General features: G+C 60.7%; 22 protein-coding genes and 1 pseudogene. 19 read left to right on the forward strand and 4 right to left on the reverse strand.

Features of this window, described 5'->3' with window-relative positions; translation table 11 throughout:
* The first annotated feature begins 19 nt into the window (after nucleotides 1–19).
* The 5 genes from V8683_RS08550 (at nucleotide 20) to V8683_RS08570 (ending at nucleotide 6,454) form a co-directional block, all read left to right on the forward strand.
* Nucleotides 20–1,006 carry a DODA-type extradiol aromatic ring-opening family dioxygenase gene (locus tag V8683_RS08550; RefSeq protein WP_411188608.1) on the forward strand — a complete coding sequence of 329 codons (987 nt, stop codon included), beginning with the start codon at nucleotides 20–22 and terminating at the stop codon, nucleotides 1,004–1,006.
* A gap of 41 nt (nucleotides 1,007–1,047) precedes the next feature.
* Entirely contained in the window at nucleotides 1,048–1,905 is an 858-nt protein-coding gene (locus tag V8683_RS08555; RefSeq protein WP_411188609.1) for an HpcH/HpaI aldolase family protein, read from the forward strand.
* A complete protein-coding gene (locus tag V8683_RS08560; RefSeq protein ID WP_411188610.1) occupies nucleotides 1,906–3,477 on the forward strand; it encodes an acetolactate synthase large subunit in 1,572 nt (523 codons plus the stop codon).
* A gap of 73 nt (nucleotides 3,478–3,550) precedes the next feature.
* Nucleotides 3,551–4,444 (forward strand): substrate-binding domain-containing protein, encoded by an 894-nt coding sequence (locus V8683_RS08565; RefSeq protein WP_411188611.1) that lies wholly within the window; start codon nucleotides 3,551–3,553, stop codon nucleotides 4,442–4,444.
* Between the two features lie 66 nt (nucleotides 4,445–4,510).
* Complete coding sequence (locus V8683_RS08570; protein WP_411188612.1) at nucleotides 4,511–6,454, forward strand: TolB family protein; 1,944 nt, start codon at nucleotides 4,511–4,513, stop codon at nucleotides 6,452–6,454.
* A gap of 102 nt (nucleotides 6,455–6,556) precedes the next feature.
* Here the strand turns inward: V8683_RS08570 and V8683_RS08575 are convergent, their stop codons facing one another.
* The 4 genes from V8683_RS08575 to V8683_RS08590 all read right to left on the reverse strand — a co-directional run bounded on the left by V8683_RS08575 (nucleotide 6,557) and on the right by V8683_RS08590 (nucleotide 11,635).
* Nucleotides 6,557–7,828: an MFS transporter gene (locus V8683_RS08575; protein WP_411188613.1), complete on the reverse strand. Its 1,272-nt coding sequence runs from the start codon at nucleotides 7,826–7,828 to the stop codon at nucleotides 6,557–6,559.
* Between the two features lie 44 nt (nucleotides 7,829–7,872).
* On the reverse strand, nucleotides 7,873–9,309 hold the full coding sequence (locus V8683_RS08580; RefSeq protein WP_411188614.1) for an aldehyde dehydrogenase (NADP(+)): 1,437 nt from the start codon (nucleotides 9,307–9,309) through the stop codon (nucleotides 7,873–7,875).
* A gap of 48 nt (nucleotides 9,310–9,357) precedes the next feature.
* Nucleotides 9,358–10,566: an MFS transporter gene (locus V8683_RS08585; protein WP_411188615.1), complete on the reverse strand. Its 1,209-nt coding sequence runs from the start codon at nucleotides 10,564–10,566 to the stop codon at nucleotides 9,358–9,360.
* Between the two features lie 106 nt (nucleotides 10,567–10,672).
* Nucleotides 10,673–11,635 carry a hypothetical protein gene (locus V8683_RS08590; RefSeq protein ID WP_411188616.1) on the reverse strand — a complete coding sequence of 321 codons (963 nt, stop codon included), beginning with the start codon at nucleotides 11,633–11,635 and terminating at the stop codon, nucleotides 10,673–10,675.
* 316 nt (nucleotides 11,636–11,951) lie between these two features.
* Between V8683_RS08590 and V8683_RS08595 the strand changes: the two genes are divergently transcribed.
* The 14 genes and pseudogenes from V8683_RS08595 to V8683_RS08660 all read left to right on the forward strand — a co-directional run bounded on the left by V8683_RS08595 (nucleotide 11,952) and on the right by V8683_RS08660 (nucleotide 25,592).
* On the forward strand, nucleotides 11,952–12,896 hold the full coding sequence (locus tag V8683_RS08595) for a helix-turn-helix domain-containing protein (protein WP_411188617.1): 945 nt from the start codon (nucleotides 11,952–11,954) through the stop codon (nucleotides 12,894–12,896).
* 147 nt (nucleotides 12,897–13,043) lie between these two features.
* Complete coding sequence (locus V8683_RS08600; RefSeq protein WP_462880619.1) at nucleotides 13,044–14,192, forward strand: lactonase family protein; 1,149 nt, start codon at nucleotides 13,044–13,046, stop codon at nucleotides 14,190–14,192.
* A gap of 31 nt (nucleotides 14,193–14,223) precedes the next feature.
* On the forward strand, nucleotides 14,224–15,756 hold the full coding sequence (locus tag V8683_RS08605; protein WP_411188619.1) for a methyl-accepting chemotaxis protein: 1,533 nt from the start codon (nucleotides 14,224–14,226) through the stop codon (nucleotides 15,754–15,756).
* A 495-nt stretch (nucleotides 15,757–16,251) separates the two neighbouring features.
* Nucleotides 16,252–17,145 (forward strand): integrase arm-type DNA-binding domain-containing protein, encoded by an 894-nt coding sequence (locus V8683_RS08610; RefSeq protein WP_411188620.1) that lies wholly within the window; start codon nucleotides 16,252–16,254, stop codon nucleotides 17,143–17,145.
* A pseudogene (locus V8683_RS08615) lies at nucleotides 17,069–18,064 on the forward strand (ShlB/FhaC/HecB family hemolysin secretion/activation protein); the annotation flags it as partial. The gene V8683_RS08610 and the pseudogene V8683_RS08615, both read left to right, overlap by 77 nt.
* Before the next feature lie 220 nt (nucleotides 18,065–18,284).
* Entirely contained in the window at nucleotides 18,285–19,916 is a 1,632-nt protein-coding gene (locus tag V8683_RS08620; protein ID WP_411188621.1) for a tetratricopeptide repeat protein, read from the forward strand.
* Nucleotides 19,917–19,928: 12 nt separating this feature from the next.
* Nucleotides 19,929–20,483 (forward strand): hypothetical protein, encoded by a 555-nt coding sequence (locus V8683_RS08625; protein ID WP_411188622.1) that lies wholly within the window; start codon nucleotides 19,929–19,931, stop codon nucleotides 20,481–20,483.
* A gap of 590 nt (nucleotides 20,484–21,073) precedes the next feature.
* Complete coding sequence (locus tag V8683_RS08630) at nucleotides 21,074–22,021, forward strand: hypothetical protein (protein ID WP_411188623.1); 948 nt, start codon at nucleotides 21,074–21,076, stop codon at nucleotides 22,019–22,021.
* A 32-nt stretch (nucleotides 22,022–22,053) separates the two neighbouring features.
* Nucleotides 22,054–22,317, forward strand: coding sequence for a hypothetical protein (locus tag V8683_RS08635; RefSeq protein ID WP_411188624.1), 264 nt, complete (start codon nucleotides 22,054–22,056; stop codon nucleotides 22,315–22,317).
* 60 nt (nucleotides 22,318–22,377) lie between these two features.
* Nucleotides 22,378–22,830 carry a hypothetical protein gene (locus V8683_RS08640; RefSeq protein ID WP_411188625.1) on the forward strand — a complete coding sequence of 151 codons (453 nt, stop codon included), beginning with the start codon at nucleotides 22,378–22,380 and terminating at the stop codon, nucleotides 22,828–22,830.
* A 76-nt stretch (nucleotides 22,831–22,906) separates the two neighbouring features.
* On the forward strand, nucleotides 22,907–23,107 hold the full coding sequence (locus V8683_RS08645; RefSeq protein WP_411188626.1) for a hypothetical protein: 201 nt from the start codon (nucleotides 22,907–22,909) through the stop codon (nucleotides 23,105–23,107).
* 80 nt (nucleotides 23,108–23,187) lie between these two features.
* Entirely contained in the window at nucleotides 23,188–23,727 is a 540-nt protein-coding gene (locus V8683_RS08650; RefSeq protein ID WP_411188627.1) for a hypothetical protein, read from the forward strand.
* A gap of 277 nt (nucleotides 23,728–24,004) precedes the next feature.
* Nucleotides 24,005–24,286 (forward strand): hypothetical protein, encoded by a 282-nt coding sequence (locus V8683_RS08655; protein ID WP_411188628.1) that lies wholly within the window; start codon nucleotides 24,005–24,007, stop codon nucleotides 24,284–24,286.
* Nucleotides 24,287–24,494: 208 nt separating this feature from the next.
* A complete protein-coding gene (locus V8683_RS08660) occupies nucleotides 24,495–25,592 on the forward strand; it encodes a hypothetical protein (protein WP_462880620.1) in 1,098 nt (365 codons plus the stop codon).
* The last annotated feature ends 35 nt before the right edge of the window (nucleotides 25,593–25,627 follow it).

The raw sequence follows: 25,627 nt of genomic DNA on the forward strand, positions 1-25,627 counted from the left end.
ATTTGACTGGAACTCACACATGGCGAAGATTGTATTCGGGATGGCGGTGCCGCATAGCGGCATGCTCGGACAAGCCCCGGAGGACTGGCTGAAAAACGGCGAGCGAGACCGTAACAATCCGGAACTCTGGTATCGCAACCGTACGTGGACTTATCCCGAACTGGAAGCGCATCGCGAGGCGGCCTTCGAGAAGTTCCTGACGCTCGAAGAGCGCACCGCGCGCGCGGCGCGCTGCCGTGCGGCGCTCGATGCGATGGCCGCGGCCTATCGCGAGGCGCACATCGACGTGGCCATCATTCTGGGCAAGGACCAGAAGGAAATCTTCACCGACTTCTCGCCCTCCATCGCCATCTATAGCGGCGAGGAAGTGCACAACGGGCCGCCCCAGCGCGCGGTCTATGCGCCGGACCATCACGTCACGCACCCATGCCACCCCAAACTGGCGGCGTATCTGATCGACCGCTTCCAGAGCGAAGGCTTCGATCTGACCGATCTCTTCACGTGGCCCGACAACGTGTGGATGAAGCCGCTGCCCGACTATCCGGTGGTGCCGCACGCCTATAGCTTCGTCTATCACCAGATCATGAACGACGACCCGCCGCCGCACGTCCCGATCATCATGAACTGCTTCTATCCGCCGACGCAGCCTTCGATGTCGCGCTGCATCGAATTCGGACGCGTGCTGCGCGACGCCATCAACGCCTGGCCCGAAGACGTGCGCGTGGGGATCTTCGCTTCCGGCGGCCTCTCGCATTTCGTCAACGACGAGGAATTCGATCATCGGATCATGAAGATGCTGGCCGACTACGACTACGACGGACTCGCCGCGGTGGACGAGCGCTCGTATCAGTCGGGCACGTCCGAGATCAAGCTCTATGTGAGCGTCATGAAGGCCGTACAGGAAACGGGGGCGCAGATGACGCTCGTGGACTACGTCCCCTGCTGGCGCACGCCCGCCGGCACCGGCGAGGGCATGGGCTTCATGTACTGGAAGGCCGCCGACTGAGCGGGCCTCGAATAGCTGGCTATCTATCAGAGAGAAAGACCATGAGCGACACGCGCCTTAACAGCATCATTCGCGCTTTCGAATCCGGCAAGCCTGCGTTTGCCGCATTCTCGAAGCTGGACAAGCAGGTCGCCATCGAAATGAGCGATGCGCCCTATGACGGCATCGTCTTCGAGATGGAGCACAACCCCTACGACGTCGCCGCATTCGGCGACGCGCTTCAGTACATGCTGAACCGCAAGACGATTGCCGAATCGGGCTCGGTGGCGCCGCGCGTCACGCCGATTGCGCGCATTCCGGCGAACGGCGCCGAAATGAACCAGTCCTTCGCGAAGCAGGTGCTCGATCGCGGCGCGTACGGCGTGGTGTGGCCGCACGTCTCGACGGTGGAGCAGGCCTATAACGCGGTGGCCTCCTGCCGCTATGCGCGGCCGAAGAATGCGCCGCTTTACGAGCCGAAGGGCGTGCGCGGCGACGGCCCCGCCACGGCGTCGCGCTACTGGGGCTTGAGCATGGCCGACTACTACAGGAAGGCCGACGTCTGGCCGCTCGCCCCGCAAGGCGAGATTCTGGTCGGGCTGATGTGCGAGAGCACCGAGGCGATCGAAAACCTCGACGACATGCTCTCGAACGTGCCCGGCATCGGCTTCATCCTGATCGGCGAGGGCGACCTGAGCCAGCAACTGGGCTATCCGCGCGACTACGAGCATCCCGTCGTGCAGGATGCGATGCACCAGATCGTGGCGATCTGCCACAAGCACAACGTCGTGGTGGGCAATCCGCACGTCACGGCCAAGAATCACAAGCGCCTGATCGAAGAGGGGTATCGCTTCCTGATGTCGGCGCCGATGCGCAGCTACGGTGTCGTCGGCATGGCGCGCGAGATGGCGGGCTATTAAATGAACGGAGCCGAAAGCCTCGTTGCCACCCTCGTCGATCGGGGTGTCGATATCTGCTTTGCCAATCCCGGCACGTCCGAAATGCACTTTCTGGCGGCGCTCGAGAACCCGAAGATGCGCAGCGTGCTGTGCCTGTTCGAGGGCGTGGCGACCGGCGCCGCCGACGGCTGGTATCGCATGAAGGACACGCCGGCTTCGACCTTGCTCCATCTCGGGCCGGGACTGGCAAACGGGCTCGCCAATATCCACAACGCGAAGCGTGCGTCGTCGGGCATGGTCAACATCATCGGCGAGCATTCCACTTCGCACCTCAAATACGATCCGCCGCTGACTTCGGATATCGAAGGATTGGCGCGGCCATTGAGCCACTGGGTGCGGCGCGCCGACTCGGCGAGCGCGATTGCGTGGGATGCCGCGAAGGCGGTGGCCAGGGCATCCGAACATCCGGGCCAGATCGCGACGCTGATTCTGCCGGGCAACACGTCGTGGGAAGAGGCGGGCGCGACGATCGCACCGCCCGCCGGAAACGCCGAACACGCCGGGCACGCCGGGCACGCCGCCCGCAAGACGCCCGACGCCGCGCGTATCGAGCACGTTGCACGCGTGCTGCGCTCGGGCGAGCCGACGCTGATCATACTGGGCAACAAGGCGACGCGCGGTCAGGCGCTGGAGCGCGCGGGCAGGATAGCGGCGGCCACCGGCGCGCGGCTCGGTTCGCAGTTCTTCACGGCGCGCATCGAGCGTGGCGCGGGGCGGGTGCCGCTCGAGCGGATTCCCTACGCCGTGGCGCCCGCGCGAGCCTTTCTGAAGGACTTCCGCCATATCGTTACGGTCGAGACCCAGGAGCCGGTTGCGTTCTTCAGCTATCCGGACAAACCGAGCCTGCTCAAGCCGGAAGGCACGCTCGTGCATCCGCTCGTCGAGGCCGACGAAGACAGCGCGCTCGCGTTCGACATGCTGCTCGAAGCACTCGGTGCGACGGCCATGGCGCCCGTATTGCAGGCGCGCGTGGAAACGCCCGTGCCGAGCGGCGCACTCAATCCCGTCAGCATCGCGCATGCCTTGGCCGCGGCGCTGCCCGAGGACTGCATCGTCGTCGACGAGTCGCTTACCACTGGGCGCGAGACGATGGGCTACACGAGGGGGGCCGCGCCGCACGACCTCATCAACAACATGGGCGGCTCGATCGGCTATGCGACACCGGTGGCGACCGGCGCCGCGCTGGCCTGCCCCGGCCGGCGCGTGTTCTGCATGGTCGGCGACGGCAGCGCGATGTACACGATCCAGTCGCTCTGGACCCAGGCGCGCGAGGGGCTGAACATCACGACGATCATCTTCGCCAACAATAGCTACGCAATCCTGAAGGCCGAGTACGCCAACATGGGCGCCGGCACGCCGGGCGCGCGCGCGCTCGCGATGATTGACCTCGAACGTCCCCGTATCGACTGGCAGGCCATGGCGAAGAGCATGGGCGTGCCTGCCGTAGCGGTAGACACGGCCGAGGCGTTCTATCGAGCCATGGCCGATTCGGTGCGCGAGCCCGGTCCGCGGCTGATCGAAGTACGGCTTTGATTCGACGCCGGTGATTCGGACGATTCAAATGATTCAAACGATTCAAACGATTCAGGCAAAAGGAGTATCCCCCATGACAACGACGCTAACGGGCGTGCCGGAACTGCGAACCAATCTGGCCGACTACGCGGTCACCCAGGCGATGAAGGACGGACGGGTGAAGTCGGATCTCGTCACGCTCGACTACTGCGGACCGACGCCCGCACATAACGGCTTCAAGGCGATGGTGCGCGAAAGCGCTTTCGAGGCGGGCGAACTGGCGATCGTCACCTTTCTGCAGGCCAGGGCCTACGGCAAACCCTACGTGCTGCTGCCCACGCCTATTTCGGGGCGCTTCCAGCATCACTGTGCGGGCTACAACCTCGACTTCGGACATCTCGACCCCAGGGATATCGAGGGCAAGAAGGTCGGCGTGCGCACTTACACGCAGACCACGGCGCTCTGGATTCGCGGCATCCTGCGGCACGAGTATGGCGTCGATCTCGACAAGGTCACGTGGATGACGCTGGGCGATGGGCACCTGGCCGAGTACAGCGATCCGCAGAACTGCGAGCGCCTGCCCAAGGGCGCGTCGATCCCGCAGATGATGCTGGACGGCGAGCTTGCCGCTGCGCTGCTCGGCGAGGACATGCCGAAAGATCCGCGCGTGCGCACGCTCGTGCCCGACGCGCAGAACGCCGCGAAAGACTGGTTCGCCCGCGAGGGCGTGGTGCCGATCAATCACATGTTCGTGGTCCACGAACGGGTTTCCAAAGAGCGCCCCGATATCGTGCGCGAGCTGTACCGGATGATCGTCGAAAGCCGCTCGCTGGCCGAAGGCGTGCCCGCCGCGTTCCCGCCGATCGGGCTGGAGGCGAATCGCAAGGGCATTCAACTGGCGATCGACTGGGCGCTCGACCAGAAGATCATTCCGCGCCGCCTGTCGGTCGACGAACTGTTCGACGACGTGACGGGCAGTCTCGGTTAAGGGATTGTTCTGCCGGCGGCGCATGCACCCCCGGCAGTTTTCTGTTCGCTTAAGCTACCAATAAAGATGGAGACTAGCACTGTGTATCGCCCGAATTCCCTGAAAACCCTCTTGCCGTACATGGCCGTTGTCGCTGCCATGGCCTGCGCGCCTGCCGGGGCCGGCGCGGCTACCGCCACTGCCACTGCCACGAAAGGCGACTTGCTGCTGTACCGCATCGGTCCGATGACCTCGGAACTGTATGTCGCCAACGCGGACGGCAGCGACGAACACCGCCTGTTCAAAGCGGACGGCTTCGACTATCACGCCTCCTTTTCGAAGGACGGCCAGTGGATCGTCTTTACGTCCGAGCGCAACGGACTCGGCCAGTCGAGCCTTTATCGCGTCCGAGTAGACGGCACGGGCCTGCAGCGGCTCACGAATCACATCGCCGTGAGCGATGCGGCCGTCTTCTCGCCGACCGACCCGAACGTCATCGCCTTCGTTTCGTCGCGCCGCGGCAAGGATCGTTTCGGTACCACGAACATCTGGACGCTGAACATCAAGACGGGCGCGCTGCATAACGTCACCGGCGACATCCCGTTCGATCCGGACAAGCCGCACAGTTTCTTCCGTCCTTCATGGTCGCCGGACGGCAAATGGATTGCGCTCTCTTCGGACCTCGGCACCGACTGGCGCGGCCATAATCTGCCGGTGGGCTGGGAGCGCACGCAGGAGACGAGCATTTACGTGATTCATCCGGACGGTTCCGGCTTCAAGGAGATTTCCACGCGCGCCGGCTTTACGGAGGGCTCGCCTTCCTGGTCGCCGGACGGTCAACATGTGGTGTTTTATGAGGCGCCCGTGGAGGCGACCTGGGGCGCGCATCGTCCGGAACTGATCAACAAGGTCAGCTCGCAGATCGTGCAGGTGGATGTGGCGAGCGGCGAGCGCAAGGAATTGACCGATAGCCCGGGCTTCAAGGTGTACCCGCAATACGTGAGCGCGACCAACGTGGCCTATCAGATCAAGGGCGGCGAGCACGAAGGCATCTACACGACCGACGGCTATTCGCGCTCGACGGCGGACAGCGGCATTCGCTCGCCGCGCTACACGGCGGACGGCAAGACGATGATCTACGAGAAGATCACGATGCGTCCGGTCCACCCGAACGGCACGCCGCTTTTCAGCTTCGATCCCGAGTGGAACTATCGCTTCATCGACGTGTTCCCGCAGCTCTCGCGCGACGGCAAACAGCTCGTCTACACGGAGAAGATGGTCAACTCGTCGATCGCGGTCATGAACACCGATTTCACGGGCTATCGCCGCATTTACGACCCTTCCACGAGCGGTCTCGATCCGAAGATGATCGCGGCGGGTCTCGCGGGCGCGTTCCAGCCGACGTGGTCGGCGGACCGCCAGTGGGTGGCCTTCGGCGTGGGCGGCTGGTTCTTCACGCGCGCGTACCAGCCGGGCCGTATCGCACGGATCAAGGCGGACGGCAGCATGGACGGCAAGGCCGAGTTTCTGACCGACGGGAAAGAAAATGCAGGATTCCCAAGCTATTCGCCGGACGGCAAGAAACTGGTCTACCGCGTGTGGAGCGAAAACGACAAGGGACTGCGCATTCTCGACCTGGATACGCGCAAGACCACGGTCCTGACCACCGAGCCGGACAACCTGCCGGACTGGTCGCCGGACGGCAGCAAGATCGTGTTCACGCGCAAGGAAGTCAACCCGGACGATCCGAACAAGTTCCACTACGACGTGTACACGATCCGGCCGGATGGCTCGGACCTGAAGTGCCTGACGACGCCCGGTGCAAACCAGGGTCATGCGACCTGGACCTGGGACGGTCGCATTGCCTATAGCTCGGGTGTCTACGGCTTTCGCGACGAACTCTCGCTGTACGACAACACGTTCCAGCCCGATGGCCAGAACTGGGTGATGAACGCGGATGGCAGCGGTCAGCGTGCGATCACGGATACGCTGTGGGAGGAGTCGATGCCGGTCTATGTGCCGAGGCAATAGCCTGCGCTCTGCCGGGCTGTAAAGAGGGCGCCGTGCGAAAGCACGGCGCTTTTTTATTGGCTTCGATATGAAGTGTTGCCGAAGTGCCGCCGCGCGGCGGCATCAGGATTCGAGCGGGACGTCGTTGACCTTTGGCGCCCATTCTCGCCGCAGCAGGACCACCGTACTCGTCGCACCCAGCAGCAGGAATGCGAAGATCGCCGTCATGGGCAGCGTATAACTACCGCCAACATGGAGCAACCAACCCGAAAGGCTGGCCGAGACACCGCCCGCGAGACTGGTGGCCACCTGCTGCAAGCCGGTGTTCAAACCGACTGCCTGCTTCGGGATCAGCGTCAGCTTGCACAGCGCGAGGTTGTTGGCCGTGACGAGGCCCAGCAACGAGAGCGAGAGCACGTTCCAGAACAGCGCAATGGCCACCGAATGCGCCGAGGCGCCGAGCAATACAGTCGTGGCGCCCATGAACCCGGTAACGATAAACGATTTGCGCACGGCGACAGCGTCGCCACCGCCGGCGATGATCCGGTCCGCGGCCCATCCCGCGAGCGCGGCCACGACCGCGATGCCGACAAAGCTGATGAAGGTGTACACCCCCGATTTTTCGAGGGACAAGCCGCGTTGCTCGACCAGATAGGCCGGCATCCAGGTCATGCAATAGAACGCGAAATAGCTGTAGCAGAAGTTGTTGATCAGTCCGCCCCAGACGACCGGGCTGGCCAGCAGGTTGCGCAGCGGCACGGAGGCGGCGCGGTGTACGGCCTTTGCCAGTTGCTCCCGCGTCGGATAGTCGTTGCGCACCATCAGCAGCCAGGGCAGCAGCCAGATCAGCCCGATGAGCCCCGTCGCGACGAACATCGCCTTCCATGAGTACGCAACGATCATCCATGCCGCGATCGGTGCGCCGAGCGCGGGCCCCATCTTGCCGCCAATCGAGAAGATTCCGAGCGCCGTGCCCTTTTGCGTCTCCTCGAAGTGGTTCGCGAGGTAGCGATAGGTGGCCGGAATCACGACGGACTCGGCAAGGCCGATGACGAGCCGCACGACGATGAGCGCCGCGAGCGTCGTCACGAGCCCCGTCGCGGCGGCCGCGATGCACCAGACGGCGAAGCAGACGGTATAGAGCCACTTCACGCCATAGCGGTCGACGAGCCAGCCCATCGGCATCTGCGCGAGACCGTAGGACCAGAAGACGGCGGAATTGAGCCAGCCGCGCTCGACGCTCGTCAGCGCGAACTCGCGGATGAAATGCCTGTCCGCGAGTGCCGCGGACAGACTCGTTCGGTCGACGAAGGAAATCATGAGACCCAGCGCGAGCAGCACGAGAACGCCCCAGGGATTCTCCGCTGCGGACTGCTTCGATTGAACTGTCTCCACCTGTGTCTCTCTTTGGGTCCGACGCTAGCCGTGTTTCGAACGCGTCAGCAAGGCCGCCCGGCCCGTTCGCTCAACCAGCCGGGCGCGCTCTGCAGCGCCACCGGTCGAAGGAAGCGCTCCATCGCGGCGTAGCCCACCGAAGTCGTGAAGGGCTGCGTCGATGCCGGCCAGGGGCCGCCGTGCTGCTGGCTACCCGTCACGGCTACGCCCGTGGGGACGCCGCCGAACAGCACGCGCCCGGCGATCTGCGCGGCACGGCGCGCGACACGCCGTACATCGGGCGTTTCGTTCTCCGCTCCCCACAGCGTGACTGTGAGGGTTCCGCCGATCGCGGCCAGCACGTCGACGATCTCGTCGAAGGAGGCCACGCGCACGAGCAGGCAGGCGGGACCGAACACCTCTTCGTGCAATGCGGCTTGTGCCACGAAGTTCTTCGCGACGGTTCGGGCGAGCACCGGTCGCGGCGGGGCATGCTCGTCGCCGCTCGACTCGCCCGCCAGTATCGTTTGTACGCCAGGTGTCCCGAGCAGACGCGCCACACCGGCGTCGAAGTTGCGCTTCATGCCAGGCGTCAGCATCGCATGCGGTTGTTTCGTCTGCAGCGCGTCGCGTAGCGCCGCTTCGAAGCGGTCGGCGTCCGCGCCCTCGAACAGGACGACGACACCGGGACTCGTGCAGACCTGCCCGCAGCCGAATTCGATGGAGGCCGCCAGAACCTGCGCCAGTTCCTCAGCCTGCCCGGCGAGCGCCGAGGGCAGCGCGATGACGGGATTGATCGAGCCCAGTTCGCCATAGAACGGAATCGGCCGCACGCGCGCGTTCGCCTGCGCCCACAGCGCCGCGCCGCCCTTGAACGAGCCCGTGAACGCGACAGCCGCCATGTGCGGGTGGCGTACGAGTTCGACGCCGACCTCGACGCCCGCCCCCTCTACCATGCCGAACAGGCCGGCGGGCAGATCCTGCTGCGCCAGCACCGATTGCGCGAGTTCGAAGACCTTGCGCGAGAGCCGCGGATGACCGGGGTGCGCTTTGACCACCACCGGGCAGCCCGCGGCCAGTGCCGAGGCGGTATCGCCGCCGAGGACGGAGAACGCGAACGGAAAATTGCTTGCCGAGAACATGGCCACGGGGCCGACTGGTATGCGCACGCGGGTCAGATGCGGGCGCCCTGCAGGCGGCGCGCCGGCAATCGCGGGATCGTCGGACAGGGTGAAGGCATGTCCGGCTTCCACGTGATCGGCGAAACCGCGCAGCTGAAATTGCGTGCGGTCGAGTTCGCCATTGAGCCTTGCGGGTCCGAGCGACGTCTCTTCGTCGGCGAGACGAACGAGCGCTTCGCGATTCGCCGCGAGAACGTCGGCCAGTCCGCGTAAGAGCGTGGCGCGCGTTTGCGCCGACGATTGAGCCCAGTCGTCGGCGGCCCGGGCGGCCGCCGTGGCGGCAGCGTGGACTTGAGCGGCCGTGTGTTCCTGAATCTGCATTGCGACTCCAAAGGAAGAGAAAAAAGCCTGCAAGACGCGGGCGCCGGATCACGAAGCGGTTAGCCTTTCCCGGCTGGCGAGAGAGGGAAACAGCCTCATCCAGAGCGCGACGATCAGCATGGTGGTCACCCCGCCGAGCACGACGGAGGGAACCGCGCCGAACCAGCCGGCCGTGACGCCGGACTCGAATTCGCCGAGCTGATTCGAGGCGCCGATAAAGATCGAGTTGACTGCGCTCACGCGCCCGCGCATTTCGTTCGGCGTTTCGAGTTGAACCAGCGATTGGCGCACGACGACGCTGACCATGTCGAAGGCGCCGGTCAGTGCGAGTGCGGCGAGCGACAGCGGGAAAGAGCGGGAGAGCGCGAAAACGAGAGTGGCGAGTCCGTATAGCGCGACCGCGCCGAACATCAGCTTGCCGACGCGGCGCTGGATGGGGTGGTGCGCAAGACGCAGCGAAACCAGCAGGGCACCGACCGCGGGCGCCGATCTCAGCAGGCCGAGGCCCCATGAACCGGTGTGCAGGACATCGCGGGCGAAGACGGGCAGCAGGGCCGTCGCGCCGCCGAACAGAACCGCGAAGAGATCCAGCGAGATGGCGCCCAGCACCGCTTCGCGCCTCCAGATAAAGCCGATTCCCGCGAACACGCTTGCCAGCGTCACCGGCTCGCGCAGAACGCGCACCGGTTCATGGCGGGTCAGATAGATCATGGCCGCGGCGAACAGGCTGATTGCCGCGCAGGTCCCGTAGACGCCGGCGGCGCCGGCCACGTACAGGAAGCCTCCGATTGCCGGTCCCACAATGGTGGCGAACTGCGTTCCGGTCGAATTGATGGCCAGCGCTTTCGGCAACGCGGACAGCGGAACGAGCATGGGCAGAAGCGCCTGCTGGGTGGGCATCTGGAACGCCTTCGCCGTGCCGAGGCACAGTGCGGCGAACAGAATGACGTCCCGTCCTGCCCAACCGCCCAGCGTGCTCGCGAGGAGCAGTCCTGCGATACCCGCCTGTGCCGCGAGGCACGCCATCAGAATGCGGCGGCGGTCGTAGCGGTCGGCCACCTGACCCACCACGAGACTTAGCGCGAGCGCTGGCACGAATTGCACGAGGCCAACCAGTCCGAGATAAAAGGCGCTGCGCGTGATGTCGTACATCTGCCAGCCGACGATCACCATGAGCATCTGGTTGGACAGCGTCGTCGCCACACGGCTCAGAAAGAAGTAGCGGAACGACGGATTCTCAGGGACGGGGTCTGTCATCGGGGCAACACATGGCAAACGGCAGAAGTCGTTCTGGAAAGTCTTAAACGACCAGTGGCGACCCCTACGGCGGGTCGCCACTGATCATGTTCGGAACGAGCGCTGCCTAAAAGTGGATTTCGGCCATCAGCATCGGCGCAGACGTGATAGTACCCGTGGTTTCGTTAGTGGGTGAGCCGTACATGTGGTACCAGTACTCGTAGCCGACGCCCGCATAAACGGTGCGCGGATGGCCCGCGAACGAACCGATATCGGCCAGCAGGGAGAGGCGCGTCAGGAACTCGGTGGTGGTCTGCACGCCGAAACCATCGCGCCCCTTGGGGCCGGTCACGCTCGCGAAGCCGCGGAAGACGAGCGGCACGGGCCCCACACGGAACGGATAGAGCCACGAACTTTCGATGTGCCACGCCGGGTTGAAGTGGACGTCGACACCAGTAATGCCGTTGTGATTGCTCTCGGTGCGCACGCCGGCCGTGAGGTTCCAGTAACCATGCGGAATGCTGAACTCTACCGTCGGCCCTGCCACGAGCATGCGCGCCCGCTCGCCGTAGGCATCGTTCTTCGTGCCGAATTCGTAACCGAGCGTGAGGCCGTAATCGCGAATGAAGCCATAGCCGAGGTAGCGGCCGAGGATCTTGCCGGCGCTGAGTTCGACGCGGCCGACGCTGTACACCTCCTGGGCGCCGCCGTTCTGCGGGCCGCCGACTTCCGGATTGGCCGCGTTCGAAACGAGGTAGTCGACGTTGAATGCGTAGCTGCCGTACTTGAAACCGCCAATGGTCGAGAGGTAGCCGACGTTCTGCATGACCGAAGAGGGCACGCCCGGATAGTGGAAGTTCGTACCCCAGCGATAGCCGATGAAGGTGTCGTTCCACACGGCCGGCGGTTCATCGGGTTCGCCTACGGTCTGCGGCGGCGCAGCCCCATTGGGAACCGCTTGCTGGGTCTGCGGCGGTGCGGAGGCGTTCGGCGCGGTAAGCACTTCTTCCGCGCGGCCGAACGGGTTCAAACAGCAAAACAGGGTCGCGCCAAGAAGCGGCGCGCGCAACGCTACCGGTATACTTTTCATGTCTCCGTCCAGTCTGGTTTTATGCTGATAGATAAGACGCGGTCGTTTCCCGACTCTCGATTCACCCCGGGTCTGTCCCGGGTTTGTCCCGTTAACAACGCGCTGAACAACTCGTTGAACCCATCAGCGCAGGGCATCCTGTCTTGGTGGTGAGGAATGGTAGGGGAAGGCAGGACGCCTGCCTTTACACAAAAATCAGATTCGCTGGCACTTTTCATCGCATGACCAGGATGGCTCGCGAAAAGCCATGAAACGATGTGGTCTCTTTTCGCTGGCCCCGCGAGAGGGTTATGATGCGATTCGATGAGGAGACGGCATGACACACCGCGCCATTGCGAAAGGGCCGCGCACACGAGACGGCAAAGCGAAACGCACTACCGTGCCCAAGGTTCGTTTGTATGTCGAGCGGCCCGAGCAGCAAAACTGGTTCGTGCACGTCGGGCACGTCACCGACCGGGGCCGCTGGCGCACCGAGCCGCATGCGCATCCTGCCTACGGGCAGGTGATTTTCGTGCGCAGCGGACGCGGCGTCATGAATCTCGACGGGAGCAGCGTGCCGTTCGAGGGACCCTGCGCGTTGCTGCTGCCCACCGAATGCGTTCACGGCCTCGACTACGAAGTCGATGTGGACCGATGGGTCGTGACGATCGAGGAGTCCTATCTGACTCAGGTGAATGCCAAGCTCCACGAGTTCATCGGGCTTTGGGAATGGCCTCGCGTGATTCCGCTTTCCGGTTCGGCCGAGACAGGCCTCGACTTCTACAGCCTCGTTGGGAAGCTCAAGCAGGAGGTCGAGTCCGAAGCCGTCGGCCGGGTAGTGGGAACGGAGGCGCTGCTCACGATGCTGCTGTTGATGCTGCTTCGCGAAGCGAGTCTGGACCCGGGCAGCAGCGAAGGCGAGACACGCAACGATATCCGGCTCGTGGACCGCTTCCGCAAGCTGATCGATCAGCATTATCGCGACAATCTCTCGCTGCAGGACTACGCCGCGATGATGGCGGTTTCTCCGGTGCAGTTGCGCGCGGCCTGCGCTTCCGCCGCGGAACAGAACCCGACCAAAATGATCCACGCGCGCATCATTACCGAGGCAAAGCGCAATCTCATCTTCGGCAATATGTCGGTGGAGCAGATCGCCTTCGGGCTCGGCTTTGCCGACGCGGCGTATTTCACGCGCTTCTTTCGCCGGGAAGTCGGGCAAACACCGAGCCAGTTCCGCGCGGCAGCGCGGCAGCAGCCTCATCGCGGCGGGCCCTCGGAGTAGAAAAGTCCCGGCGAATCGGACTTTTGTACAGGGACGCCCGGATGTGAAGCGAATACGCTTGATCCGGCTGTTCGCGATAGCGGCGCATTGGCAAGCCGGGGATCGGAACATGGGGTGATGGTGCAATCCTTTCCTGGAAGAATGCTGATGCGGTACGGATTCGTTGTGGCAGTGATCGGGCTGGCCGTGTCGGCGGGCATGGCGGGAACGGGCAGCCGTGCTGCGAGGTCGAGTGGGGACACGCAAACGGAGTTCGTCTACGTCGGCACGCAGCAGGCCCAGATTCGCGCGCTGCGCCTCGATACCGCTACCGGGAAACTGACGGAGATCGGCACGGTCGCAGAAGGGCCGAAGACCACGTGGGTTGCCGCGCATCCGCAATTGCCGGTGCTGTACGGTGTCGACGACGATAACGCAAGAGAAGGCAGCATCACCGCTTATGCCGTGAATCGCGGGACCGGCTCGCTCAGCAAGATCAACGTGGTCGCTTCCGGCGGCAAGGGAACGACGAATCTGGTGCTGGACCCGCCTTCGATGACCTTGCTCGCGGCCAATTACGCCAGCGGGTCCGTGTCGAGCGTCTCGATCAATCCGGATGGAAGCCTTGGCGCACGCGTGTCCACCGTCACCGAAACCGGCTCCGGACCGAACCGGCGGCAGGCGAGCGCGCATGCGCATAGCGCCGTCGTCGATCCGTCGGGCCGATACGCACTGGTCCCCGACCTGGGCGCGGATCGCGTGTTTGTTTACCGCTTCGATCGGGCGACCCACGCATTGTCGGCGGGCGACGGGAACGATCCGGGCACCTTTGTGGCGCCGCCGGGTAGCGGTCCCCGTCATCTCCTCTTCGGTTCGAGCGGCGAGTTCGTTTATCTGCTTACCGAACTAAGTGCCGAGGTCATGGTCCTGCGTTGGGATGCCGGGCAAGGGACGCTGACGCTCGTGCAGTCCTTGCCGGTCACCAGTCCCGGATTCGACGGCGTGAAGAGCGGTGCCGAAATCGCGCTCAGCCAGGACGGCCGTTTTGTCTATGTCGAAGACCGCGGCGAAAATGCACTCGTTGTCTATCGCGTGAACCCGCAGACGGGGGAACTCGCGGAGATCCAACGCACGTCCGCCGGCGGCGACCGGCCGTGGGGATTTGCGATCGATTCGTCCGGGAAGTGGCTGCTGGTCGCCAACCAGCGTAGCGGAAACGTGAGCGTGTTCAGTGTCGATTCCGTTTCCGGGAAGGTCACCGGTACAGGGGAGTCCGTTGCACTGCCGACCCCGGTCAGCGTTGCCTTTGTGAAGTGACGCTCGTGCGTCGCACTCGCAGAGGGGACGTATGAAACTGGTTCATCAACTCCCTCTCGCATTGAGCACCGCGCTGCTGGCTGCCTCGGCCGCGGGTTGGTTCGGCGTGTCACGCATGGACCATGCCGCGAGCACGTATGAGCGGCTCATCGAAGTGGACGGCGCCGAGGAGCGCCAGGTTGCCGAAGCCCTGGTGGCTTTCAAAAACCAGGTGCAGAACGGCAAGGATATCCTGTTGCGTGGTAAGGATACCAAACTGTTCGACCGGTACTGGGGTGCCTTCCAGAAATACGAGGCTGCTTGCCAGGCTGTCACGGAAAAGCTTGCCCGAGAGCTGCCGCCCGGCGAGACCCGTTCGAAAATCGAACGATTCAACGTGCTCCACCGGGAGATGGGGGAGGCGTTTCGCCGGGCGCTCGAAGCATTCAGGGCGTCGGGATTCGACGCCGAGGTTGGCGACCGCGCAGTGGACGGCATCGACCGTGAACCCGTGATCCTGCTGCGCGAATCGGGTACGGCGATCGTCGAGCAGACCGCCGCCGCTATCGTCGAGGCAAAGCAGAAACAGAGGAGTGCGATGCTGGTGAGCGTCGGCGCGATGGCGCTTACGCTCGGGGCAGGCGTTGCCGGTGCTGTCCTGTTTTCTCGTGTGATCACACGCAAGCTCGGCGGCGAGCCCGACGATGCGCGCGATGCCGCGCGCCGGATCGCCACCGGCAATCTCGACGTGAACCTGCCTCTTCGCGCGGGTGACACGGAGAGCCTGATGGCAGCCATGAAAGCGATGTCGGCCTCGCTGGCCCACATCGTCCTGCATGTGCGCAACAGCAGCGATTCGATTGCGATCGGTTCGACCCAGATCGCGACCGGCAATGCCTGGCTGAGCCAGCGCACCGAGGAACAGGCCAGTGTGCTGCAGGAAACGGCGGCTTCGATGGAACAGCTAAGCGCGACGGTGCGGCAGAACGCCGAGCATGCGCGGCAAGCCAGTGACCTGGCCACCGGTGCCTCGTCGATCGCCTTGCAAGGCGGGCAGGTGGTGGGCCAGGTGGTCGAGACCATGAAGGGTATCCACGAGAGCTCCTGCAAGATCGCCGACATCACCGGCATGATCGACGAGATCGCCGCGCAGACCAACATCCTCGCTCTTAACGCGGCGGTCGAGGCGGCGCGGGCCGGAGGACAGGGGCGGGGTTTCGCGGTGGTCGCCGCCGAAGTCCGCAGCCTCGCACAGCGCAGTGCCAAGGCTGCGAGGGAGATTCAGACGTTGATTGCGGACAGCGTCGAGCGGATCGAGCGAGGTACCGCGCTCGTGGACGAGGCGGGCGCGACGATGACGCAGATCGTCGGCGCCACCGGACGCGTGGCGGTCATCGTCGGCGAGATCAGTAGCGCGAGCGTGGAGCAGAGTGCCGGAGTCGAACAGATGGGGGAGGCTGTGGGGCAGATGGATCGGTTGACCCAGCAGAATGCGACGCTCGTGGAGGAAAGCGCGGCAGCGGCCGAGAGTTTGAAGCAGCAGGCAGCGCAACTCGTGGAATCAGTGGCGCGGTTCCGTCTTTGAAGATACCGAAGAGAGAGCCGGATTTCCCGCTTTGCTTGCCTGGTTATGCGAAGGAGAGGCTGTCTTTGGACGACCGGACTTCTCTTCTCGCGAAAGCGAACCCGTAATGCCGTGTACGGGGCGTGCGAGGAGGATTTTTGGAGAGGGGACTATGCCGCGTAGTGGGAGAACCACAAGCGTTGCGGTGGGCTTCCGGCAAGAGGTCGGTGCCTGGCGTCTGATGGACAGACGCCATAGACGAAAAAAAAGCACCGCGAACTCGCAAGTGCTTGATTTTCCTTACCCAAGGGTAAGTGGTAGGCCGTACGGGATTCGAACCTGTGACCAACGGATTAAAAGTCCGTACTTAAGGGGCATTTGTCGACGTTATCAGGCGTAGATCAAGGAGGGAAAAGTCCGAGAATTCAACGGGTTGCGTACAAGAAAGAATTGAAAGTTAATGTTGTATAATCGTAAGACATTAACTCGATCTGCTTACGCAGGTGTTACACACCCATGGCCCGAGTCAACTTTACTGCCGCGCGAGTGCGCGACTTTTGCTGCCCACCTGGTGCCAGACAGGTATTCCTCTGGGACTCCGGTGCACCCGGTCTTGCGTTGCGGGCGACGCCCGGCAGCGTTTCCTACATCTTCCAGGGGCGCATTGCGGGCCGCACGATCCGCACGACGATCGGCGATACGCGCGTATGGGATATCGACCGCGCCCGGCACAAGGCGCGTGAATTGCAACAGCTCATCGACGATGGGCGGGACCCCCGGGTGGAGAAGGCCGCGGCCGTGGTGCGCGTCGAATCGCAACGCGTCGAGCTGGCGCGCCGTGAGAGAACGCTTGACGAAGCGTGGAGCGTTTACGTCGAGGCACACCGGACGCGTTGGAGCGAGCGTCACACCAGGGATCACGAGAAGGTCGTGCATCGCGGTGGCGAGGAGCGCAAGCGCAGTGACAGGAAGACGGTGCCTGGCGTACTCGCATCGCTGCTCGACACACCTCTGGCGGAGCTGGACTCCAATGTGATCGCCGGCTGGCTTGCGCGCGAAAGCCCGGTGCGCGCGACGCAGGCGGCCCTTGCTTTCCGGCTGCTACGGGCATGCCTTAACTGGTGTGCGGAACAGCCGGATTTCACAGGACTGGCCCCTGAACAGGCGTGTGGTGCGCGCGCGGTGCGCCGCAGTGTTCCGAAGAAGCGGGCGAGGACCGACTGTCTGCAGCGGGAACAGCTCAAACCCTGGTTCGGGGCGGCATGCAAGCTTGATAACCCCGTCATCGCCGCGTATCTGCAGGCGTTGCTTCTGACGGGGGCGCGGCGGGAGGAACTCGGGCACGCGCGCCACGGGCAAACTGCAGGGCAACCTGAGCTTTGGTCTCAACAATCCGCTCGGTCTCAATGACATTCTCACGCTCGGCGCGAACCAGGACCTGGAGCTGGGCGACAAGGACCTCGGCTCGCACGGTTTCAATGGTTCGTACTCGGTGCCGTGGGGTTACTGGACGGCCACGCTGTTCGGCAATACGAACACGTATTACCAGCAGATTGCCGGTGTGAACCAGACGTTCGTGTCGAGTGGTAACCAGCAAATAGTCGGCCTGAAGCTGCAGCGCGTGTTGCGCCGCAGCCAGGACGATATTTTCGGGATGGAATTCCAGCTGTCCAAGCGTTGGGGCGCGAGCTTCATTGACGACACGACCATTCCCACGCAGGGCTATAACAACACTTTCGTCGAGGGCGGTATCACGGATCGCCATTATTTCGGCGCCGCACAGTTCGACGGTACGCTGGCCTACCGTCAGGGCATCGGTGGCCTCGGGGCAACGCCCGACCCGTATCCCACCGGCCCGACCTACCGATTCCATATGGGCGTGCTCGACGCCAACCTGTCCGTTCCCTTCACAATCGGCACGCAGCCGCTGCAGTATGTGACGACGCTGCACGGACAGGTCACGGGCGACACGCTGTTCTATGTCGACGATCTCGCCATTGGCGGCCGTTATACGGTGCGCGGGTTCGACGGCGAAAAGATGCTTGCCGCCGAACGTGGCTTCTACTGGCGCAACGAACTGCAGGTGCCACTTGGGCACACGGGGCAGACGCTCTACGCGGGACTCGACTACGGCCACGTGTTTGGTCCGAACACAGCGGCCCTGGCAGGTACGCAGCTCGCCGGGACGGTGGTCGGTATCCGTGGTGGTATCCCGGTGCACATTGCCGGGCTGTCGTATGACCTGTTTGCGGGTACGCCGATTTACAAGCCCGCCGGATTCGATACGGCACGCGTCACGCTTGGCTTCCAGGTGATGGCGCAATTCTGAAGAACCCGTTGTGGCCAATCATCCTTATGACCGCTGCGGTCGCCAGAAGAGCTAGAGGCAGTGCCACTCCACGTACGACGAGCACTGCCCGTGCACGAAGGCTTCGAGGCGTTTGAGCATCAGGGGACGCCCGCATCGATCTCGAGAGTGGCCAGGAGCGTGCCGCCGAGGTGCGGCACGTCATTATTGTGCCGCACCTCGGCGCAGGCGATGCTGGCCCGTGCTGGAGCTGCCCTGCGGCAGCAAAGAAGGGGGCCGGCGCAAGACTTCATTTGATCGGAGAAGCCGTCGATTTCTCCTACCATCAACCCCTGACATGCCTGTGAATATGCGTATCAAGGAATCCTTTCTGTGTTTGCTGGTCGCCGCCGGATGTACTGGCGTTGCCGACGCGGCGCTTGTTCCCGATGTCGGCGCAATCGACGCTGCGGAACCGACAATCCACTTTCCGTGGGCAACGGCATCGACGCTACCGGGGAACGCCATCACCCGTCTTCAGCCCGGTTACCAGGCGGTATTGGCAAAGCGATACACCGAGGCGCTTGGCTATCTCGACCGTGCAATAAAAGCGGATCCGACGCCTCGCGCCCTTCTGCAGAGAGGAGGGGTGTACATATTGCTCGGTCAGTACCGGAATGCCGTCGGCGATTTCACACTGGCACTCGCGAAAAGTCCCCGTCTCGCCGAGGCGGCCTTTGGGCGCGCAGAGGCATATTACAAACTGAACGATTTTCCGGCTGCCTTGACCGACTTCAATGCAGCGCTTGCGCTCAACCCGGATATGAGCGTTGCACACCTGGGCCGCGGCGTACTCTTCTGGCAGATGAAAGAATATGGAAAAGCTGCGGATGATTTTGCGTGGGTCGCAAGACGAGACGCTACCACCGACAAGGTCAATGCCGTGAACCGGTACAAGATCGCGTCGCAACTGTACGATCTGGGGCACCGTGAAGAGGACGCTATTGCCTGCATTGACGCTGCGATCACCCTCGCACCCGAAATCGCCAGCCTGTATGCAAGTCGCGGGGATCTCGAGGAGGATGAGTATGGCAAGTCACTCATGGATTACGAAACGGCCATACGGCTGGACCCCGGCGACGTCGATGCGCGATACTCCCTGGCGGTACTGCTGCACGAGATGGGTCAAACTCAGGCGTCCCTGAACGAATTCAACGAACTCCTCCGGACCCCGCAGAGTGATCCGTATTTTTACGTCGGCCGGGGAAACACGCTGATGGACATGGATCGCGATGAAGATGCGCTCCTCGACAACGAGCGTGCTGCAAAGCTCGATCCCACATCCTACTGGGTGGTGAGCCAGCGAATGCAGCTCCGGTTTTATCAGGGCGACTACGCCGGTGCGGCTCGCGATGCCGACACGTGGCTGTCGGTCCATGAGAAAGCTGACGAACATGACGCGGAATACGCGCTCATGTGGCGTCATATTTCCACGCAGCATATGGGTGCCGACGACCGACCCTATATGGCCAACGCCATGACTCACCTTAACGATCATTCTGCGTGGCCGTATCCCCTGATTGAATATGCAGCGGGCAAGCTCGATGAACGTGAACTGAGGGCCGCAAGCGCGCATGGCGACCCGGAGGAAATGCAGCAGAGGCGGTGTGAAACCGCGGCCTATATCGCGGAGAAATATCTCACCCACAATCAGCGTAGTGTTGCAGAGGAAGAGTTTCGGCGAGCGTTTGCAATCTGCCCCTTCGATTTCGCCGAGCGAACGCTTGCGGCGCGCGCGCTGAAGTCGTTCCCACCGGCTACAGTTCGCGCGCAGCCATTAGCGGTCGTTCGACTCCAGGGTCGAAATCATCGACAATCCGGCAATGGCCAATAAGGCGGGGGATATATGATGATCGGATTCGGGGATATTTTCGGCAGCAAACGGCGGAAAGCGGCGATCGACGAAAAGCGCTTGGCCTTCTACATGGGGTATGCGTTCAGCCACGCGATTCATGTTCAGCATCTTCTAGCGCCCGGCGAATTGACTGTCCCGTACGTCGTCTACTGGGATAACGAAACCCCCACACCGGTTCCGTATCCCGCAGTAACGCAACACGAAGCAGTCGCAACCGCGCAATCAGCCCGAGAACGGGCGACCGCTGGCTCGGGATGGTCCTCTGGACGGGAGGGAGTCATCACTCAGAGTGATGGCGCAAAGGCGGATGTTCTCGTGATCGAGAGATGGGTGCCAGGACTTGACGTACCGCTCGAAGTGATCGTGTACTACAGAACAGAGCCGTTTAAGCTGATTCAAGGATTCTTGTGGAAAGCCCATGCGCAGGCGCGCAAAGATGGCCCATCCTTCATGGTGAAATTCAAGCGTGGAATTCTCGCCCAACCGTTCGGCCCGCAATGCATGGAATGCATCGACAACGCGGAGCGCGTCCAGTTCGTGAGCTAATAGTCGAACATGCCGATGTATGACGCATAGAACCCGGACGGGGCATGAGCGCAGTCGGTTGCGCATTCAACCGTTCGACGCGCACGGGCAGATCGTCGACTATCGGCATAGACGATTGCGCTGTCGCCGCAACGAGAGCAACCATAGTCGAGTAAGATCGCTGCCTAAAAGCTGCAACGCGTAGCCAATGCAACATCGCATCTGGCAAGATGCCATTATCAAATATTGACCAGGAAGGATCTAGATAGTCGTGATAAAAGAGCCATTCCTCCTCGCAATAATTGCTATGCTTCTGAGCGGCCCTTGCCGGGCAGTTGAGCCTGCTACGGCGTTACCACAGCAGGGTGCTTCGCGTCCTTCTCAGACAGCTATCTCGGATACGCGCGTGCGATTCAAAAGCGGATACGCGCCAGGCACGACGCAGCACATGACCAGGATGCAAAGCTTGGGCCGATCTACTATCTTGAGTTCGGCAAGATTCTCGCGGGTACCGGCCGCCATCAGGATGCGATCGAAGCATTTTCCCATGCTCTCCGGATAGCGCCTGCACTCGCGGCCGCCTATTGGGGCCGCGGTGTGGAGTGCGTGAGATGTCGGGCGATTTAATCGGAGCTCGCGCGGATTACATTCGATTTGCACGATGGATGCCGGAAAACAGTATCAACGCGGCGTACCAGATTAAGTTGTCCATCCTCGGAATCGACGCGGCAGCCAAACGCCAGCACCCGTTTGGCAATGCAAACCCAATGCGCGATGCCGCAGAGCGGGAGTTAGCCACAGCACAGGCGTCGCTCCAGGCAGCAGCGACGCCGTCTGAACAAGCTCACGCACACGGTGAAATATCGGCTTATTTGGACGGTACGGCGCAGCATGCACCGGCGTTGTTGGCCATCGACAAGGCCATTGCGCTTGCCCCGGACGACATTTCATTGAAACAGTCGAGGGTCACGACACTCGTTTCGCTGGACCGGGAGGATGACGCACTCGCGGCGGCCGCGCCGCTCCTTGACCAGATGCATCACGAACTGGCGAGCGCCGCTGAACCTGCTGCTGTCTACCAGCGGTATATCGAAGTAACCAGCTCATCGGCTTGGACGCGAATGCTCAAAGGAGACTGGAGTGGTACGGTCGACATGCTTGACCGTTGTGCGCGGGGCTCCGACGCCATCAGCCAGGATTATCTGGCCGCACTCTACGTCATTGTTCGGGCGCGCAGTAACGGCGAGGTTCCTGCCGACCCGTACTTCGAAGAGTACATACTTCACCGCAGCTCCGTGCCGACAACACAGTATCATCAGATGCTGTTGCAGTATGTGCGTGGTCGTGTCCCATTGGCTTCCGTCTATGAGATGGTCGCGATGATTTCCGACCCTGCCGCGCTTCAGAATGCACTGTCCGAAACATGGATGATCGCCGCCGCCTACGAACGGTTTGTGAAGCACGATGACGCAATTGCACAGACATATCGGGAACGAATCAAGGATCTTGAACCCTATGGCGCCACCGAATGGATGATGGTCAAGTATGGCGGGGTGTAATTAATTGAAGCCAGACGTATATCGGGGGTGATATGGCTCTTGAAGGGTTTTCCAGAGAACAATTTCTTTCATTACTTGAAAAAGCGACGAAGCCGCAGTTTTTCTTGTTGTCCGCAAGTTTTTTACTTTTTGCTGATGCTGCCTTATCTTATTTTTCCGGATTTGGTGTAAGAGATGCCATTGGTGGATCGGATGTCTTTGGCGCTGCTCTAGCATTGAAAATTTTGCTGATATTCATTGCATTTTCAGGAGTGGCAAATCTTGTCATCCCAACTGCTATGGCAGTATTTATATAATTTTATCTCCAATTGAAGTATTGGGCGTGGTTGGCTTTTTACCAAATCAAAAGAAAGTGGTTGGAAATCGAGGATCGGCCATTCTATCCAAAAGGCAGGGAAGACAAGTATGTGCGGCCAAGTGAACTGCTAGATGCCGCTCATGAGGAAGAAAGTGAGTTCCTCATGGATCGATATAAGGAGTATCAAAAAGAGGAGGATCGAGGGAGCGCTCACAGGGCAGAAATTCAGACTTATGCTTTTTATGTATTGTTTTACTTGATTTTCAATTTCTGGCTGCCGGGGAACAACTCTAATCATACGATCACTCATTGGATCGAGGACTACTCGGGTACCAGTCAACTCATCTGGATCGCTCTTTTGGGACTTGCTTGGCTCGTTCTTTTTCTTGTGCCTCAGTATGAATCCGGAAGGAGGGTTTATTGCCCACCTCTGCATCGTAAACTGGAAGCAGAAGAGAAAAAGCGCCGAGAAGAGCAACAGGAAAGGGAGTGGCGGAACAGATTTGATTGACCACGATAGAAAGCGACCTCTCAGAATCGTCTCTGTCAGGCTCGTGGACATAGGGTAATGCATTGGCATATCCGCCGTGTCAGGCTTTGGCTCACTTACCCTGGCCGAATACGGAGGCAAGGCGCTGGTGCTGATGGACCCACCCATGAGCCACCAGGTTTTGTTTGTGGGCGCGCTGGTGCTGGCCTATGGCCTGCAAAGGCTGGTCTTGAAAGGCATTGCCATTTATACCTGGAACATCTTCGTTAAGCGCGCCTTAAGTGGGGAAAGACGCTAGACTGAGGCAATATGGGGCGGTGCATCGAGGTCCTGGCCAAGAGCACTGGCTCATCCAACTGATGGGAAAGCGAGGGTGTCGTGGCAAATCTGCCTACGATTGAAGAGACGCAAAATGTATTCGCTCAGATTGGACCTGCTTTGCGGAGGGAGGAATCGTTCACTTATCCATTGATGTGCGAGGAGATTGGTAAAGGAAGGCTCAAGCTATTTGCAAGTTGTTTTTTTATCAATCTCGATGGAAGTGAATATTTGGTGTCTGCTGCGCATGCATTACGGAAATTCGATCACAAGAAAAATTTATTGCTGACTCGGAATTCGGCTTTGATGATCGAAATTCCTGTCTTGGTTTTTAATGCGGCATTAGATGCTAACGGGAAAGATCATCTGGACATGGTCGTCATTAAGCTTGAAGACGGATTTTTCCGAAAGTATGCAATAAATGTTATCGACGCCTCGATGTTTTTAGATCTAAGGCTGAACATGCAATCTTGGGGAAGAGCAATTTTCGGTTATCCGGAGAGCCGAAACAAGAGCATTCTGAGTCGTAGAAATAGATTGCATCTGCATGTGCAGAGCTTCTCTGATGAAGCTGTTGATGATGATGAATCGGTTCCCTAGGTGGAATTCAAGAAGAACAGGATCGATCACGCAATCATCCAACTTCATGACGGTGTGGATGTTCGTGGCATATTTCAGAATGTTCCTGTTAAGCCAATAGGGATGAGTGGTAGTCCAATGTGGAGAATTTCAATGGAGCCGAACTCCAGTGAGGTTGTCTTGGAAGGGGTTTTCATTGAGATGCACAATCGAAAGAATCGATATTTCGGCTTTGCCACTCGGCTGCATCACATCATTGGATTCATTCGGCAAGAGAAGCGGAAAATAGGTGAGAGCAATGTCTGATTTCCCGAAAGTGATCCCGGTGGCAGAGTTGCAGGAGGCATTCGGCCTCGATGCCGATGAGGTCGAGCAGTTGGAGCCCTACATTGCCGGTGTGCAGCAGCTAGCCAAAGAAGTGGAAGAAGCGACGAATGGCAAGGTCCAGATCTGGTCGGACTACCAGTTTCACCAGAGCTTCCCGATGGACGTGCCTACGCTTGATCTGAGCGTTTTGGGAGACGTGCGTGCGCACCAACTTCCCACCTCGCTCCCGACACTCGCAATGTTAGGATGGTGACGCGGTTAAAAACCGACAAATACGTCTCGACCTCTTGGCGTCAAGCAAGCATCAGCAGCCCTGATGTCTCACTGCCCGTATAGAAAAAATGGAACCTAACGAGAAATCTCCCCCCGAGGTACCGAAAAGCTTTTTTATAGGTCAAGACTTGGATTGGATGGCACCTTGGGTTGACGTCTCCTTGCGTGTCGAACTTCCATACTGGCTAATGGTCAACACCGCACAGACTTCCGTGGTCGTTGACGGCCACAGTTTCGCCGTAGGGATAGAAAACGAGACATTCGAACTGCATCTGGGTTGTGTTAGCGATGAGAAAAAATACGTGGCCTATCAAGGTCCACTTAGGCAAGTAGAGCAGCTGCCTGATACGATTCAAGATATCCTTCGACAAAGACCCGAACTTGGGTACCTCTGGCGGAAATGTAAAACCGTCGTGAAAATTGCCAGTAGATGCAACGAAGACGTTTGGAGGAAGGTGGAGCAAGACGTGGCTGCCCATGGCCCATCGGTGCACCTCTATTTGCAAGAACTTTGTCGTGCCCACATATCGATCGTAAACAAGCTTGTCCGGGGATATCGCTTGTCGACATACGATCACTTCGTATTCGAAGTTGCGCCATGGGATGTACCAATATGGCACATACAACGGGAGGGCACGATGGCTTCCAGTCTGCTGGTCCCGTACAAAGGTTGGGACGATCGGATAATGTTTGGGGGACCTTCTGAGATTCCCGGCGAGATCCAATTTATCGATGCCCCGCAACTACAACATGCTGTTGGATATTTGCCAAGTAAGGGTGAGCTTGAACTGCTCGATGCCATTAATTTTATGGAGCGTGGTAACTATTCAGATGCAGTCCGCCGTATTACGACCGCGATTGAGGTTATTGTCGAGGCAGAGGTGTACCGTTTAATCAAGGAATCCAATAGCAAAAAGGCTGCGGAGACTTTTATCAAAAGTACAAGAGCCGATTTTTCTCGACGTGTGAAAAAATATGAGCAACTCACTAGGCGCACGCTGCCGGTCGGACACGCTAATGAACTACGTGCGACACGAAAGCTCCGACATCGAATTGTCCATGGAGGCCATCGTGTGGACCCTGGTGAGCGAGGCACGGCCCAGCGCGCTGTCGACACAGGCCGGTGGATTTTTAATTGGTTCGAGAATGACGAATCACGCAAGCAAGTTCGAGAGAAAAAGCTTGCACTTAGATCACTTGGTCGAGAAATGAGCATTGGCCTGTTTCGCTCCGAAATTTCGGCTGACGGAGTACGCGTATTTCCCGAGCCGTTGGGGGCTCAGTAGCTTCTATATCGCGTAATTTTTCCGCGCTCGCGCGG

The sequence above is a fragment of the Paraburkholderia sp. AV2 genome, assembly GCF_054968425.1.

Bases quoted from the DNA above. Each gene is read 5' to 3' on its own strand.
- V8683_RS08570 (WP_411188612.1), top strand. From the start codon at position 4,511: ATGGAGACTAGCACTGTGTATCGCCCGAATTCCCTGAAAACCCTCTTG.
- V8683_RS08610 (WP_411188620.1), top strand. From the start codon at position 16,252: ATGGCCCGAGTCAACTTTACTGCCGCGCGAGTGCGCGACTTTTGCTGC.
- V8683_RS08590 (WP_411188616.1), bottom strand. From the start codon at position 11,635: ATGAAAAGTATACCGGTAGCGTTGCGCGCGCCGCTTCTTGGCGCGACC.
- V8683_RS08655 (WP_411188628.1), top strand. From the start codon at position 24,005: ATGTCTGATTTCCCGAAAGTGATCCCGGTGGCAGAGTTGCAGGAGGCA.
- V8683_RS08660 (WP_462880620.1), top strand. From the start codon at position 24,495: ATGGTCAACACCGCACAGACTTCCGTGGTCGTTGACGGCCACAGTTTC.
- V8683_RS08555 (WP_411188609.1), top strand. From the start codon at position 1,048: ATGAGCGACACGCGCCTTAACAGCATCATTCGCGCTTTCGAATCCGGC.
- V8683_RS08595 (WP_411188617.1), top strand. From the start codon at position 11,952: ATGACACACCGCGCCATTGCGAAAGGGCCGCGCACACGAGACGGCAAA.
- V8683_RS08580 (WP_411188614.1), bottom strand. From the start codon at position 9,309: ATGCAGATTCAGGAACACACGGCCGCTCAAGTCCACGCTGCCGCCACG.
- V8683_RS08550 (WP_411188608.1), top strand. From the start codon at position 20: ATGGCGAAGATTGTATTCGGGATGGCGGTGCCGCATAGCGGCATGCTC.
- V8683_RS08625 (WP_411188622.1), top strand. From the start codon at position 19,929: ATGATGATCGGATTCGGGGATATTTTCGGCAGCAAACGGCGGAAAGCG.
- V8683_RS08630 (WP_411188623.1), top strand. From the start codon at position 21,074: ATGTCGGGCGATTTAATCGGAGCTCGCGCGGATTACATTCGATTTGCA.
- V8683_RS08600 (WP_462880619.1), top strand. From the start codon at position 13,044: ATGCGGTACGGATTCGTTGTGGCAGTGATCGGGCTGGCCGTGTCGGCG.
- V8683_RS08565 (WP_411188611.1), top strand. From the start codon at position 3,551: ATGACAACGACGCTAACGGGCGTGCCGGAACTGCGAACCAATCTGGCC.
- V8683_RS08560 (WP_411188610.1), top strand. From the start codon at position 1,906: ATGAACGGAGCCGAAAGCCTCGTTGCCACCCTCGTCGATCGGGGTGTC.
- V8683_RS08585 (WP_411188615.1), bottom strand. From the start codon at position 10,566: ATGACAGACCCCGTCCCTGAGAATCCGTCGTTCCGCTACTTCTTTCTG.
- V8683_RS08605 (WP_411188619.1), top strand. From the start codon at position 14,224: ATGAAACTGGTTCATCAACTCCCTCTCGCATTGAGCACCGCGCTGCTG.
- V8683_RS08635 (WP_411188624.1), top strand. From the start codon at position 22,054: ATGGCTCTTGAAGGGTTTTCCAGAGAACAATTTCTTTCATTACTTGAA.